This is a genomic window from Pseudarthrobacter ribosi (genome assembly GCF_055412865.1).
In genome coordinates, this window is sequence record NZ_JBVAYZ010000001.1 from 338,542 (window position 1) to 352,961 (window position 14,420).

Below are 14,420 nucleotides of genomic sequence, written 5' to 3' on the forward strand. Positions count from 1 at the left end.
GGACGAGCCCAGCAATAACCGCCCCCTGAACTGCCGCGAATGCCAGTATCGACCGGCCCACAGTCTTCCGGGCGACGGCCGTACAGGGAGCAATTCGTCCATTCCCTCAGCCTAGTAGGCTGCCGAGGCGCGTCAGGCGACGCCGACCCCTGACGGTCTCCGCCGCAGAGCGTGGGTGCCCGGGTCCGCACAGAGCCACTCCTGCCGGCACATAGGAAAGCCCCTCGGGAGAGGGGCTTTCGCGAATGAAGTAGTGGGTTGGTGGTGTTGGTCGGCGGTGATGTGCGCTCCCTTTCCCGGACGTCGTGTCCGTTTGCCTGCAGTTGATACCGCAAGACTGTAATAGCTGATCCGCGGATCGTCCAACCGCAGTGCGGCGTGTCTTGCCCGCACCCGGATTCGCCTTCCGGGGAATGCGACGTGGGGCACAATGAATCCATGTGCGGCAGATACGTGATGTCCAAGGCCACGGGGGACCTTCTCAGCCATTTCGAGGCTCAGGAGGTCCAGGGCAGCCCGCCCCCGCCAAGCTGGAACGTCGCTCCGACCCAGGACGTGCCCATCATCGCGGAGCGCCTGGACGAGGGCTCGGTGGACCGGCGGCTGTTGATTGCCCGGTAGGGTCTGGTTCCGTCCTGGGCCAAGGACCTCAAGATCGGTTCGAAGCTGATCAACGCCCGCAGCGAGTCGATCCTGGACAAGCCCTCGTTCCGCAGGGCTGCCGTCAAACGCCGGGCGCCGGTACCGGCGGAGGGATATTACGAGTGGCAGAAGACCGAGGACGGGAAGAAGATCCCGAATTACCTCTACTCCGAAAAGGAGAATGTCCTTGCCTTCGCCGGGCTGTATGAGTTCTGGCCGGACCCGTCCCTTCCCGAGGATGACCCGAACCGGTGGCTGCTCAGCTGCACCGTTCTGACCACGACGGCGCATGATTCTCTCGGCCATGTCCATGACAGGGCTCCGGTCATCATTCCGCCGAGCATGTACCCAGTGGCTGGACCCGGACACGACGGACAAGGGGAAGGTCCAGGAGATGCTCGATGCCATCCCTGAACCGGTCCTACGCCCCGGGTGGTCACCGACCGGGTCAACAGCGTGCGCAACAACGGCCCGGAACTCATTGAGCCGGATCCCTGATCACTGCTCTACTGTGTTCGCCGGCGCCCGGCCAAGTCGATGCAGCATGTCGGGCAGGGTGATGTCCGCGGGGGACAGTTCCGGCCTGGCGCGGAGGACGCGGAGCGGGTGGCGGAAGGACCTGCCGGACCAGGCCGTATCGGCGGAGACTTCCACCGCCACAGGTTCGACCAACGTCAGCACGACGGGTTCCTTGTCGCGGTTGAACCGGTCCAGGGTGGTGCCTTTCACACTCTCGGGCCAGGGATGGGCGCCGCGGGGAGGTTGCAGCCACCGCGCCAGTTCCCGCGCAGCTTCCGTCTTCAGCGGTGTGGATCTACCGACGATCCGCAGCTCCCCGTCCAGGACCAGCCCGGCCACGACCTCCCGGGGTTCGGTGATTGGCCCGATGACTGCTCCGCAGATGATTTCCACGGTTTCGCGGTGCTTGAGTTTCAGCCAGGAACGGGCACCCGGGGTGTAGGGCTGGTCCGTGCCTTTGATGACCAGTCCCTCAATCCCGGTGTGGGGCAGGTCTTCAAACCACCTGGCCGCCTCATCCGGATTCGTGGTGACGGGGGACAGGGAGAGCGGAGGCGCCCACCCACGGGCCAGTTCTTCCAGGAGCCTCCGCCGTTCACTGAAGGGCAGTGCCCTCGCATCATGTCCGGCCACGGCCAGAACATCGAAGCCGACGTAACTGGCCGGAGTCTGCCGAACCAGCCCGGGCAGGGTCCTGGGGCCGGCGCCCAGGCGTTGCTGCAAACCGGAGAAATCCAGCCTGCCCCCGGCCCAGATCACGGCTTCGCCGTCGACCACGCACCCGGGCGGGAGCTCTGATGCGAGGGATGCAGTGAGCTCGGGGAAGTACCCGGTGAGCTCCTTGCCCTGCCGGGACCACAGGGTCACCCCGTGATCGTCGTGGATCGCGACGCAGCGGTAACCGTCCCATTTGGGCTCATAGGACAGACTCCCGGGCAACGCACCAGCTCGTGGCATCCTCGCCACGGCCCGGGCCAGGGCCACCTTCAGCGACGGGACAAGGCCACGAGAACCGTGGCCTGAAGGTTCAGGCGCTCCACGCGGCTGCAGGGGTGTTCCCTCCTCGTGCGACGCCCGGCTTTGGCCCTCCAAGAACTGGACCAGGCATGGCGGGAGGCGTTCAGCCTTATGAAAACAGCAGCGCACCTGTGGAACGAAGAGAACCCGATTCTCGAGATTCCCTGGCCCGGCTCAAGATCTTCGGCCCTTGAGAATTTGGGCTCGTTCTCCTGTCGTACATCTTCCAGACGGTTCCTCAGTGAGTATCTTCGATGCGGATTTCCCCAGTCAGGAGGAGAATCGGTTTTACGCCTCAGCGACGGTCACCTGGGCTGCCGATGAAATCCCCGGCGAAGCAATAATCCCAGCAAACGTCCCACCGAGCTTCGTGTCCCCGCAGTGGTATGAGGAGCGATACCCGTTGGAGAACTGGTCGGAGGGCAGTCACCTCTTCATAAGACCAAGCTCAACCCACCGATCGACTTGGTCATGATCGAGTTTTTCGCTCCACCTTTGACCAAGTCTGGCCCACCCCTGCACCTAGTTAGGGTCGGCTTCAGCGAGCCTGTTCTCAGGAGAGTCCGCGGAGGCAACGACTTTGCGTGGTGAGTGGTGGTCAATAGCCCCTGGACAGCCGGGCCGGACAGAAATGGTGCCGCACGCCGGATCAGGGGCGTGCGGCACCTTCTGGATTCCGTCACCAGAAGTGGGCAACGTCCACTATCAGCCGGGAACCGGATCCTGGCCCCTCGAGGGTGAAGACCCGGAAGGGCAGTCGGGCGCGAACGCCCAGGCCGATGCTGGTGGAACCCTCGAAGCTTCCGGCGTAAACCACTTGCCGGAAGGTCTGGTAGCTGGCCACGTTGGACAGCTCAGCCTTGGCGGCCGGGTTGTAGGTGACGTTGCCAACGCTGTCATAGGAGGGTGCATTCACGGTGACCTGCAGGCGTGCCTTGCCGTACACCGGGATCGTGAAGCCGGAGCCGTCCTGGATGATCTCCGGGACGTACCCGACCGTGTAGCCCTTGACGGGGCCATTGAGGTCAACCACCATCCGGTCGAAGCAGTACTGCTGCCCCGTCCGCACGTTGGTGACGGATGCTGAGCTCATCTCGGGCGCGGCCTTATGCTGAGATCCCCATTCGAGACCGCAATACGAAGTGGCTGCCGACGCGGGCCCCGGCGCCAGGATGCCCAGCCCAACGGCCGCGAGGAGCGCGGTGAGCCAGAGTAGGAGTTTTTTCATTAGGGTGCCATTCAGAGAGGTGGTGCGGTGGATAGCTCAAGATTAAGGAAGCCAAGCCCTCAAAACGAGGGCTGTTGCCGCTTCGGGGCGGAACCGTAACGAACACCGCATCCGGGTCACGCGCCAGTAAATCCGGGGCCTATTTGTCGGCCTTATTAACCGTTTCGGTGCCGTTTTTGAACCCGGCCGTTATGCCCGGTAACGGCGCTATGGCCGTCGCGTTGTGGTGTTCCCTAGCCGCAGGGTCGGGTACGACCAGATCGCCCGGTTCACCAAGTCCGGCGGCACCTCACTGTTGCAGGGGCTGACCCACGGGCAGCGGGCCGGCTCCTTCGACTTCATCCCGCACGTCTTCCGCGGCCTGAGCCGAAACGAGCTCTTCTGGCGCATTTCGGACCACTACCCGCTATGGTGCGAATTCCTGCTCCCATGACGGGTCAAACACCTTGCCTCTACAACGTTGGGCAATGACGGCAGCTATCTCATGAGTCCGGACTGGTGGGTCAACTGCGGCTGGACTCGCCGGGTTCGACCGGGTTTCCATCTGCCCTAATTTGCCCCCGGACTGCCGGGGGCCCCTTAGGCTCATTGCCTATGAGCAAAGTCCAGCGCGTCATTATTGTCCACGGGTACGAAGCGGCGCCGGATGCAAACTGGTTTCCTTGGCTTGAAGGCACACTCCGAGCTAAAGGCATTGGCGTCACTGTCGTTCCTCTGCCCGCCCCGGACGCTCCTGACGCGGCAGCGTGGGGGAGCGCTGTCGGTGTGGCCCTTGGGGTGCCCGATATGAATACAGTGGTTGTGGCACATTCCCTCGGTGCGGTTACTGCACTGAGGGTACTCGCGGCGCTGCCGGAGCCATGGGAGCTAGGCGTTCTTGTGTTGGTGGCCGGCTTCACTAGACCGCTGGAAGCATTGCCGGAATTGGATGGCTTCCTTGCAACTGACGTGGACGTTGAACGCGTATCAAGGAGTATCCGCATCCGAGCAGTAATCCGCTCGGATGCGGATCCTTTCGTGCCGCCAGCAGCATCGGATGAGCTCGCCGAGCGACTCGACGCACAGTTACAGGTTCAGCCAGGAGCGGGACACTTCATGGCCAAAGACGGGGTGACAAGCCTTCCCGTTGTGCTTGACCTGCTGTGGTCGCACTAAGGCGCTGATGTTGTGGCCGCCCGCGAATCCCGATCTGATCATCGACGATAAGGAGCTTGCAGTGGTCCAGCCCGGTGTTGGCAAGAGTCTTGAAGCACATCGAGGGACGGACCACCGGGAAGCGGTACACATGGATGTTCATGGCGTGTCGGACTCTGCGGCAATCTATTTCAGCCCCGGCAATGCCTTGGCGGGCCGGACCCGAGGCACCGGTCCCTAAATGCTGAATCACTCCTCCGGGGGAGGGGAGCGCAGGAGCCGGTCCGGTGGGTGCAGGTCAATGATTGGCAGGTGCCCGTCAGTGCGGATGGCGTCGCCACCGCCGTTGCGGTGGTGGTAGCCGCTGGAGTAGTGCAGGATGACGTGCACCGACTCTACGGCGTTCGCCGCACGCAATGTCTCGATGATGAAGTTGCGCTCCTCATCCGTACGGTCCGCAATTTTGTGGGTGATTTGGAAGGTGAACAGGGACAGCCCTACGCTCCGGTCGTAGGTGCCGGCGCCCACCCAATCCACTGCCAGGCCACCAGGCAGCATCCACCCGTCCGGGCATTTCCAGAACCGGACGTGGTGTCGTTTGCGCGGGTTCCCGTCGATCTCACGTTGGAACGCGAGGTCCTGCCTGTTGCCGAATACGTAGAGCGAGCTCACCGGCGCTGCGGGGTAGCTGCGCCCCACAACGGTGGACGTAAGCGTGCGCCAGGCTGTGGCCGGGGAAATTGGGTCCGCCTCCACCCAGCCGGCAGTCAACATGGCGTGCCGCAACTCCTCTTTGGGTCCCACCACGGCGAGGTTTACTGGATCGCCGAGTACGCCGTCGCCCGTCCGGGTCCGGCCGATGAAGTAGTCCGGGATGTACAGGCTGCTGAGGATCTTGTGAATGCGCGGCAGTAGCGCGTAGGCAAGGATTAGCCAAACCGGCAGGAACACCCACGCCTGCTCGGGTCCGCGTGAAAGCCGGGCGAGCAGGAAGTAGTAGACGGCCCAGCCCACGGCGATTGTCACCACCAGATAGAGCAGTCGCTGCAGGACCGCCAGGACGGTGGCCCACCTGCTCTGGCGCCGCTCTGTAACGTCGCTGGCACGGGAGTGGTCGGGCTCCTCGGGGACCGAGCCGTTTTGGCGTACCCCGGAATTCACGGCGCGCTGGGGTTGAGTTGTTCCACGATGATCCGAGAATACGTGCGCTCTTCGTACATTCGGATTGCGGCGCTCCCCGCAATCACAGCTCCCTGATCTGCCGCGCAAGCCAATATTGAGCGGCCCACAGTCTTACCAGCCACGGACGCAACAGGCTCCGGAAGCAATTCATCCATTCCCTTAGCCTAGTGGGCACCCGGCCCGGCTTCCGGCCACACGGGCGCCCCCTTCTAAACCTCCCCGGAGGCAGGATTGGCGCATGCCATGATGGCCCGATGGACATTGTTGAGTTCTTGGAAGCGCGAATCACGGAGGAGGAAGCGGCCATCCGGGAGGGTACGTTAGCGCTGGATCCTTCCGAAGTCGCTACCCACCGAATCGACGACAAGGCTTCGCTGAGTGAACTGATGATGGGAGAGTGCGCGCAGAAGCGAGCCATCGCGGCCAGCTGGAAGGACGCTGCACACGCTGAAGGCATCTAAGACCCCGCGGACGCTGAAGGCACAGTCGCTATCGCTCGCCGCGCCGTGCTCACTATTCTCACCGGCGCCCATCGGGGGCACCCGGACTACGACCCGGGATGGTCACCCGATCTTCCGACCGACGCTCCGCGTACGCCTGTAAACAAATGAAGTAGCCGGCCCGGCAGCACCAGTTGCGGCCGCAAAGCCTGTCACGGCACAGCCCTTCCGGGTGGGGTGTCGCAGCGGGCCCTGCGACCCTTACCGTTGCCCTCGATTGAGGATAGGTCTAGTCGTACCCCGGCGGTATATTGACGCGATGAGGCGGATGAGCCGGGGTTAGGCGGCCCGGGCGTGGCTTTGGAACGCGCCCGGGCCGCCCTCACGTCACTCGGGCGCGGCCAGCGCAGGACCTTCAGCACGCCCCACGCGATCTCCTGATCGAGCAGGGCCTGCAGGTTTTTCTGCGCGACCGGGACGTGGTCAAAGTGCGCAGTGGATTAGAACTGTCTTCGGCCAAGGGTCAGCGCAACCTGAGATGTGTTCGCTGAACCCGTCCCCGGATTCGAACCATGCTCGCGGCGGTTCGCCTTCCCCCCGGGAGGGCCCGCCAGGGCGGCAAGGGAATCAGTGCCTCCAACATCGGCAAGATGCTCGGAGTCTCCCGCGCCACCGTCTACCGGTACCTCATTTAGGCCTAGGGCTGGTAGTACTCCTCTGTCGGAGTGAAGCCCGCACGGTCCACTTTCCGGTGGTAGTGAACTCCGGTGAGCCCGCCCAGCACGGCGCCTATCAGGGCTGTGGTGGCCACCGCGATGGCCGCAATGATGCCGCTTATACTCAGTTGCCCATCGAGCAGTGGAAGGCGAAGGAAAGTGTTGAGGGTGGTCAGGACGTTGTGTTGCCCATTGATCGCGAGCAGTGCCATCGCTGCGGCTCCGATGACGCCCCACAGCCACACCATGAGTCCCTGGCCGACGCCGTTGAAACGCGCCATCCGCCCTGCCACGTAGCCACCCGAAAAATAGGCGAGGAGCTGGAGTGACAGGAGCACGATCATGCCGGTCGTGCCCCCTGATGATTCCTGGCCAGCTCGGGGGAGCGGGTCCGTGCCGGGCAGAATGCCGGCACTGGCGGCCGTCGTCACCAGAGCAACCAGCAAAACAGTCATTGCGGTCGAGACCAGCCAGCCGAAGAATGCCGAGCCGATCTTGATGCCGCCGAACCGCTCCTCTTCGCGGGCAACCACGGTTTCACGGTTAGCGGCGGTCTGGTCTCCGGGCAAAATATCGTCGACCGGGCCGTCTGTGTCATCGAAGTAACCGTCGTTCTCGCCGTAGGGGAGAACACCGTCAGTCTCTTGGTAGCGGCGGTCGTCAGCACTGTGGTCAGAAGCGCGGTTTTCCGTTTGATTCAGGGGTTCCGGAGTGCCGTCACGGTCTGCGTCGAGTCCGCGCGCATCGTCAGGACCGCTTGCGCTGACCATAAGGCATCCTGCCTTTCAATGATCGACCGGGCTCGCTTCCGCGGTGCCCCGGGCCGGACATTACTAAAGTTATTCGCACTCAGCCTGGTTCACGAGGGGCTTTGTGCCCGACTATGACCCTTGCCTGACTATGACAGGTTGAGATGGCCCTTGCCTGGACGCCATGCGAGAGCGCCGGACGCGGCAGGTGATCCGGGTGTGACAACATCCGGGTTCCCACACGCGACCCCGGGAAGGGGCGGTCAACATACCCACCACATGCTCAGAGCGGGATTGCGGGGAATTTCTTCCATTCGCGGTGGAAGCGGTTCTCGAGTGCAGCGGTTTGTTCCAGCGCGTGCAGCCCTCCGTAGCTGAACCCGTTCTCCCCCAGGGTGAAGGCCTTGGCGCCGAGTCTGCGCAGAAGCTGGCGGTCGAGGATCTTCTGGGCGCCGTCAGCGGCGTCGGCCAGGCGGTGCCTGAACCGCACCGAAAGTTGTACCTGTGACAGGCCCACAGCCGGACTTCGTGGGCATCGGAGGAACCTGGACGAGTTGTCCGAATCCGTCCGCCGGTCTTCCTGGCTGGCAGCCGCCTACTCGCTCGTACGCGGGTTCGTCCGTACCGTAGAGGTGGGTGTGGCTGGGGTCGCATTGGGTACGCCCTCTCCCGTTACCGGGCCAGCCGGGGCACAGCGTTGCCTTCGGATTTGATGAGGTCGCTGGGTTTTCCGCCGGGCGTGCAGAGGGGTAACTGTGGCTGGAGCGTTCGAGCTTTTTCACGACGGGAACCTGTCTTTCGGGTTTAAATTGGAGGCTCCCGATGGGACGGTTGTGGCGGTGTCCGGTCCGTTCCCGGACAAGGTGTCGGCTGTCGAGGGTATCCGTGTTGTCCGGGAGTGTGCCGGAATGGGTTATATCACCGATACTTGCCCCATGCCGGGGGATTCCCACGAAGGACTGGTGCGAACGGTATGAGTACTTTTGACAGCATGTTCACGTACTCAAGCGCGCTGGAGGCCGGTGATTGCACCGCGGGGGCGTTTCTCGTCGATGCTGTGACCGGGGTGATGGTTTGGTCCGATGTGCTCTACCGGATCCACGGATACCAGCGCGGAGAGGTCGTGCCCACCGTTGAGCTCGTCCTGGCGCACAAGCACCCAGGCGACAGGGCAAGAATACGGGAATTGCACACAGACCTGGCCGAGGTCGGGGGGTACTTCTCCAGCTACCACCGCCTGATTGACTCCCGCCGGCGCGAACACAGGGTACTGACTACCGGGGAGGCCGTCCTCGACGCGAACGGCAGGCTCTTCTCCATCACGGGAATAATGGTCGACTTGACCTCAACTGTCCGCGCCGAAACTGAACGGGCCACCAGGGATGCCGTCGCCGGAGCCGTCCACGCCCGCGCCGTCATCGAAAGAGCCGTGGGCATTCTTATGGGACGGCTCAGCATCGGTGCCGATGCAGCTTTCGCTCTGCTCCGTGTCCACAGCAATCACACCAACAAAAAACTGGCCGCCATCGCCTCTCAGCTTGTCGGCCTCGCCGAAGACGCCCGCAAAGCGGCCGTGCTCACTGCGTTCATCCATGACCTTCAACGCCACACAGCTCATGCCGCTGCGGTACGCGGGGGCACGACTAGCGAGGGTTTGGCTTAGGTATGGGAACGGCCCGTCTAGTGGTTAGTGCAGAAGGCTTCTAGTGGGAAGATGACACTTTCCACCTTAAATATGATCCATTACTGAGACGGTCGGACTCCCTGCCGGCGCTGCCCGGACCTTTGCCGATAGTGGATCCAGTGAATCGTCTCCTGGCCTGGTCTGGTCTTCCGTCGGCGGTTTCGTTTCGCCACGAGAGAAAAGCGTTGTCGTCCGCGGGTGCACGGGCGACATCGCAACTTGTTGCCCCTTAGAATTTTGACGTTGTAGGAGTCCGGATTTGAACCGGAATGGCGTTAGGACGGGACCCGATGACCGAGAAACTGCATCTCACCCCTGCGGAGAATTTTCCCCAAAACCTCGCCGAGGTCGAAGATCGACAGCTGCAGGTCCTGGACAGCCAAATCCAGCGCCAGCTCGACTTCGAGGTCATTTCTGAGGGAGAAACGAACCCGGAGACCGAGTTCCGGCACTATGAGCTCGACGAAGAGTTTAGAAGCCGCGACGTCCGTTAGCAGTACCAACCGCCCGGATCTCGTGCGCTGGAACGTAGCAGGGGTCGCTTCGCCGCCTCTGCCCCGCGCGAAGAGTTGCGACGCCGAGTCGCAAAACCTGAGGCCGTCCCGTTCGGTGCCGCGGGGAGCGCGAGTGTTGAGGGCTTGACTGGTTCGGACATGGCGACGCGGCAGGTCATGATTGTGCGGTCCGGCGCCGGCTGGTTGTCCTGCGCAGCCCGCGGGAGACGGCCGGCACTCCGACAGGACCTGCCACAGACCGGCCGCGGCCGCCACCGCCGCGACGGCGTCTCTCAGCCGAGCTTGAGCCGGTTGGCCGGCGGGAGGCTGTGGTTGGCGACCAGAATCCGGAGCGCATCCATCGCGGTAGTCCGGTCCGCTGAATCCAGCAGTTGCCAGGACCGGTGCCCGGGATCAACGAGCTCCTTGTGCAGGGTCAGGATGCGTGACTTGTCGCTGCCCTTCATCAGGGCCGCAGCGGCCAGCGGGAACTTGATGGTGGCACACAGGACGACGGCCTCATCGAGGTGCCGGTCCTTGTCGCGGGAGTCTTCGCGGTAGGCGGCCCCCTTGAGGACCAGCGCGCCGAGGGCATTCGGGATGCTGATGAGCGCCGGCCCGTCATCGTCGGCTGTCATCCGGCAGGTCACGGTCCGCTGCAGGGCCTGAGTACCGCCGGCGACCTGGAACGGCTTGCGTCCCCCGATCCCCGGGACCTTGGCCGGGGTAAGGTGGTCGGCGATCATAACGTCGATCTGCTGCTTGCCGCGGACGAACCGGTGGGCCGGGGCGTCAGCCGAGATGGACTTTTCAAGGTGTAGCCCAGCCCGGACAGGACTGCCATCACGGCTGACGTCGTGGCCGCCCCTGTTTCGATGTGCAGCACGATGTCCACGTCAGCCGATGGCCGGGAAACGGCCAGGCCGGCCGCGGCCGCATGCAGCTGCACCATAAGGCCGCCGACCAGTGTCCACTGGTTTGAGGGCAGCGCTCTGGGCAGTTCGACGCACTACGGCCACGGGGTTCCCCAGCCGCCCGGGGGCACCGGGACGTCCCAGATTTCGCGGCCGCCGGCGGTGGCCACCTCGGCCATGGCCGGCTCAGACATGGAGGAGCTCATCGATGACGCGTCGGCCTGCGCTGCGTTCGCGGGTGGCCAGGGATCCCATCAGGTCCACCGCGACCGCGGCGACCGGTGCCCGGCCTTCGGTGAAAGGCTCGGCAAGCTCGACCTCGTGGATGATGGCGTTGCCGTCGGGGTCTTCGATCAGGCCGAAGGCAGCGGCCAGCGCGGCCGCGTCGCCGGCCATGACGTAACCTTCGGCGATCCCGCCGCCGCCGGACATGCCGAAGGTGTCAGCGGTGGTTTCGTCCCGCATGGCGGAGGCGCCGCTGGCGATCAAGTGGCTGTTCAGCGCGGCCAGTCCGTCCTGGGTAGCGCGGAAGCGGATGGTCTTGTCCTTGTTCCGGGCCAGGACACAGACGGCGTCGGCGTCAAGCTCGCGGAGCCTGCCCTTCAGGCGGGACTTTTCGGAGGAGGAGATCCAGGTGGGGTTCTGGCCGGAGAGGAGGGCCATGGCGGCCCACGCTGTCTTCGCCGTCCACGCCCGGCCGGGCCGGGTACCGGTGGCGGCCAGACGCTCAACGGATGACCGGCCTATCAACAGGGCTTTACCCACCGTCCCGGTGGTTGTCAGCTGGCCTGATTGGATCAGACGGTGGATCGACATCGTGCTGCGGCCGAGCCGGTCGGCAGCCTCGGCCACTGTCATGTCGCGCATTACATCCATACGCTAATGGTTCCGTGTCTAACGGGTAGTGTCAATACGCTAACAGTTATGAATCTATCGGCAAGTGTCAATCTGGGTCCGGATGAGCGGGGGTCGTAGCCCGGTTCGGAGGGTAGGGGTTGGGCCGATCGACGCGGGGATAAGGTTCTTGCTCATGGCCAATCAGGTCCTTCATGGAATCGGTCTGCGCAGGCCGATGCCGGGAGATGCCCGGTGACCTTGCCGAGGCGGCCGGGCCAGACCTCCGCTGCCCTGTTTGCATTATCCCGGCGACTAAAGGCTGGCGATGTGTCCAGCTTGGTCTACACCGGGACCCTTGGATTTCGGTTTTCCCCACACTTCTCCGCCGGGCGTCTGTCTCAGTTTCACCGCTCCAGGGGTGACGAGCATTCATCGCTCTCTCCCAGTGCCAGTAGGGACGCGATTGCTTTTGATGTGGGGTCATTGTGGGAGTTCAGACGCCAGGAAACCCTTGCCACGGAATCAGTAGGCGCAGCAGCAGTTCCACGTCGGGACGCACTCATCATGGCTGCAGTTACTTCCTTCCTATATCGCTCCCACAGGATTTCACTATGAAGCGGACAGGCAAGTTCCATCGGTCGAGCCGCTAGCCGGTCAAAGGTAATTAGTCCAAACGGGTCGTGATGAGGCGATAACTTCACGCCTGTCTCACCGCAGCCAGCAACGGGACACTGATTCGAAGTATTCATTTCCATTGTTCCTCTCTTGCAGGTACTTCGTGAATTGTGAGCGATGGAACATTTCATCGTCCGGCGCTCTCTCGTGTCGCATTTGGTCATTCCACATCCAGTTGGACTATCCCGGCGGCGATCATCACCAGGACGAGTCCGACCCCGAGCATGATTAAGGGAGCGTGTTCACGGTTCCAGAAGCGTGGTTCGCGTTTTGGTGACATCGGGGGCACCTCACTGTTCGGGGCTTGAACCGGCGGATCTACTGGTCACGCCGCCGGACGTGGAGGCCGCGGTTTCAGAGGTACAGGCTTGCGTCGACAGCAGCCTGTCTGGGGGACTGGGGGGAGTAGGTGCTTGCGCAAAGTGATCATTGAGCCTCACATCTTTAGTCGGTATAAGTGCCGGTCCTCTTTCGGCTAAAGGTCTCGCCGCTCGCCACCGACGCTCCGGTAAGTCGCGGTCGCCGTCGCGTTCGCGGCTACTCCGGTTGGAACAATGGTGGGCTCGCCGACTGTGTCCTCCGTATGGATCGCCTGTGGAATTTCTGTGCGGAACGGTTAGAGGTCCCCGGGTGTGCACGGAGCGGGAAGCTGTCGTACTTGGCGACACACCGCCCTGACGGCGCTTGGCCCAGTCCTCGTTGTCCCGTCGTTGTTGTTCCCTGCTGTTTCTTGCGCTGCAGCCGCCGGTGACCTAGCCAAACCGAAGCGACCATGAGACCCAGCACATCGGCGAAGCCGAGGATGGCGGCCCACAGCAGAACTCGTCCAAATGAGTAGAACAGCTCGCCGAAATTAGCCAACTCCCGTGCCTCGGACGGTTAAACACCCGACATACAATCGAGGACATCCTCCGATATCTTTGGGCGGCTGCGGTAAGGGATCAGGGGACCCTTCCGGCCCTACCGGAATGACGAGGGACGGCTTATCGTGGTCGCTCCCACGAAGAACCCGTGCTCCTCGCTGGTGACATCATGGCGTTCCTGCAGTCGTTGTGACCCGAGGGTGGGCGGTAAGGGATCCCCTGGCGGACAAGCAATTGCCGTGCAGACCGTGCTTACTTCGTCAAAATATGAAGACCAGAGTGGACGCCGTCAGCAATCGCTTGGATACGGGATGAGCGCCGACGAAGCTGAGTTAGGCTCGCAAGATGAAGCCTCGGGGGATACTTTTGCAAGCCGGTCCAATTAACCAACTGTTGGGGGCTTGCGGGTCGACGGTTGGCGTGACTCTCAAGCAAGCCGCCTGGGCGCTGATGTTTGTAGCTCTGTGTCTTGCGGTCCTGACCGGGGGAGTCGTTATCGCAGCATTCGATATGACGCGCGATTCGCCGACGGGCGGGAGGAGCGCGGCGTCGACTTGAACGCCGTTCTCCAGGGAGCCCGCTTCCCCGCGGACTACTGGCGCACGATATACGGCGCAGACCATGCGTGCCCGGACGAAGGTACCGGAGCATGGGTGGACTACCCTTACGGCCGGCCACTCTAATTCAGCCCCGAGTACTGGGGCGTTCCCGCCACGGGCGTCCCGATGTTGTCTGCCCGGTTGAGGACCGGCTAACGGGATAAGAAGAGGAACCGAGGCGGGCGCCAATTTCAGTTCCCATGCAATATGGGGCGTGACCTTCTACGAACCACCTAGACCGCCTGAACTCGGTGCAGGTCGATACGGACATTGATTGAGTACTCTGAGAAAATGGCCACCTAGGCAGGCTGTCGGGCCTCGACACCATCAGCCCTAGTTGATTGCATTGTAGGATCATGCCATGGCCAAAACATCTTTCAAGCCGGCGACAAGGTCGTCACACCTCGGTCGGTCGGCACCGTCATCGACCTCCGCCCGACGCCGTCCGGGCAATTCATCTTCGGCGTTGAGAACGCCGCCGGAGAAGTGACCTACTTCACGTTCAAAGCCATGCGAGACGCATAGGAAACGCCACCCCGTTCCCTTTTCGTGGCGCGTTCCTTACAGAAATCGTTGTCGCGGTGAGGGATGCCCTAATGGGACACTGACGGATTTTGCACTACGTGAGCAACCCTTTCATCGCTTCGCTGGCTTGCGTCAATTCTTCTCCGGCGTCCAATGTCAGCTGACCTCGTAGAGACCAGGTCTCTGGGAATGAGGGATCTTG

General features: G+C 62.9%; 13 protein-coding genes and 1 pseudogene. 7 read left to right on the forward strand and 7 right to left on the reverse strand.

The genetic code is table 11. The features are described from left to right. Positions 1 to 438 precede the first annotated feature (438 nt). A pseudogene (locus tag ACZYZ5_RS01480) lies at positions 439 to 1,140 on the forward strand (SOS response-associated peptidase). Here the strand turns inward: ACZYZ5_RS01480 and ACZYZ5_RS01485 are convergent. Together ACZYZ5_RS01485 and ACZYZ5_RS01490 are read right to left on the reverse strand one after the other, a co-directional pair. Beyond that, positions 1,141 to 2,118 (reverse strand): ATP-dependent DNA ligase, encoded by a 978-nt coding sequence (locus tag ACZYZ5_RS01485; protein ID WP_463898667.1) that lies wholly within the window; start codon positions 2,116 to 2,118, stop codon positions 1,141 to 1,143. Positions 2,119 to 2,857: 739 nt separating this feature from the next. Further along, a complete protein-coding gene (locus ACZYZ5_RS01490; RefSeq protein ID WP_463898669.1) occupies positions 2,858 to 3,406 on the reverse strand; it encodes an AMIN-like domain-containing (lipo)protein in 549 nt (182 codons plus the stop codon). Between the two features lie 223 nt (positions 3,407 to 3,629). Between ACZYZ5_RS01490 and ACZYZ5_RS01495 the strand changes: the two genes are divergently transcribed. Together ACZYZ5_RS01495 and ACZYZ5_RS01500 are read left to right on the forward strand one after the other, a co-directional pair. Then, complete coding sequence (locus ACZYZ5_RS01495) at positions 3,630 to 3,839, forward strand: hypothetical protein (RefSeq protein ID WP_463898671.1); 210 nt, start codon at positions 3,630 to 3,632, stop codon at positions 3,837 to 3,839. Positions 3,840 to 4,000: 161 nt separating this feature from the next. Further along, the gene (locus ACZYZ5_RS01500; protein WP_463898673.1) at positions 4,001 to 4,561 is read left to right on the forward strand and encodes an RBBP9/YdeN family alpha/beta hydrolase; all 561 of its coding nucleotides are present in this window, start codon (positions 4,001 to 4,003) and stop codon (positions 4,559 to 4,561) included. Between the two features lie 228 nt (positions 4,562 to 4,789). Here ACZYZ5_RS01500 and ACZYZ5_RS01505 read toward each other — a convergent pair whose 3' ends face one another. Then, the gene (locus ACZYZ5_RS01505; protein ID WP_463898674.1) at positions 4,790 to 5,701 is read right to left on the reverse strand and encodes an LssY C-terminal domain-containing protein; all 912 of its coding nucleotides are present in this window, start codon (positions 5,699 to 5,701) and stop codon (positions 4,790 to 4,792) included. Positions 5,702 to 5,976: 275 nt separating this feature from the next. Here ACZYZ5_RS01505 and ACZYZ5_RS01510 point away from each other — a divergent pair, with 275 nt between their 5' ends. Then, positions 5,977 to 6,183 carry a hypothetical protein gene (locus ACZYZ5_RS01510; RefSeq protein ID WP_463898676.1) on the forward strand — a complete coding sequence of 69 codons (207 nt, stop codon included), beginning with the start codon at positions 5,977 to 5,979 and terminating at the stop codon, positions 6,181 to 6,183. A gap of 551 nt (positions 6,184 to 6,734) precedes the next feature. Next, positions 6,735 to 6,857 (forward strand): helix-turn-helix domain-containing protein, encoded by a 123-nt coding sequence (locus ACZYZ5_RS01515; RefSeq protein ID WP_463898678.1) that lies wholly within the window; start codon positions 6,735 to 6,737, stop codon positions 6,855 to 6,857. Between the two features lie 2 nt (positions 6,858 to 6,859). Here ACZYZ5_RS01515 and ACZYZ5_RS01520 read toward each other — a convergent pair whose 3' ends face one another. Continuing rightward, positions 6,860 to 7,648: a hypothetical protein gene (locus ACZYZ5_RS01520; RefSeq protein WP_463898679.1), complete on the reverse strand. Its 789-nt coding sequence runs from the start codon at positions 7,646 to 7,648 to the stop codon at positions 6,860 to 6,862. A 262-nt stretch (positions 7,649 to 7,910) separates the two neighbouring features. Continuing rightward, positions 7,911 to 8,144: a hypothetical protein gene (locus ACZYZ5_RS01525; RefSeq protein ID WP_463898680.1), complete on the reverse strand. Its 234-nt coding sequence runs from the start codon at positions 8,142 to 8,144 to the stop codon at positions 7,911 to 7,913. A gap of 456 nt (positions 8,145 to 8,600) precedes the next feature. Here ACZYZ5_RS01525 and ACZYZ5_RS01530 point away from each other — a divergent pair, with 456 nt between their 5' ends. Further along, positions 8,601 to 9,290 carry a PAS and ANTAR domain-containing protein gene (locus ACZYZ5_RS01530; RefSeq protein ID WP_463898681.1) on the forward strand — a complete coding sequence of 230 codons (690 nt, stop codon included), beginning with the start codon at positions 8,601 to 8,603 and terminating at the stop codon, positions 9,288 to 9,290. Between the two features lie 311 nt (positions 9,291 to 9,601). Next, positions 9,602 to 9,805, forward strand: a complete 204-nt coding sequence (locus ACZYZ5_RS01535) for a hypothetical protein (protein ID WP_463898682.1) — start codon at positions 9,602 to 9,604, stop codon at positions 9,803 to 9,805. A gap of 293 nt (positions 9,806 to 10,098) precedes the next feature. On the opposite strand, the gene ACZYZ5_RS01540 is transcribed toward ACZYZ5_RS01535, so the two are convergent. Beyond that, positions 10,099 to 10,551, reverse strand: coding sequence for a hypothetical protein (locus ACZYZ5_RS01540; RefSeq protein WP_463898683.1), 453 nt, complete (start codon positions 10,549 to 10,551; stop codon positions 10,099 to 10,101). A 354-nt stretch (positions 10,552 to 10,905) separates the two neighbouring features. Further along, the gene (locus tag ACZYZ5_RS01545) at positions 10,906 to 11,595 is read right to left on the reverse strand and encodes a helix-turn-helix domain-containing protein (RefSeq protein ID WP_463898684.1); all 690 of its coding nucleotides are present in this window, start codon (positions 11,593 to 11,595) and stop codon (positions 10,906 to 10,908) included. Positions 11,596 to 14,420: the final 2,825 nt, after the last annotated feature.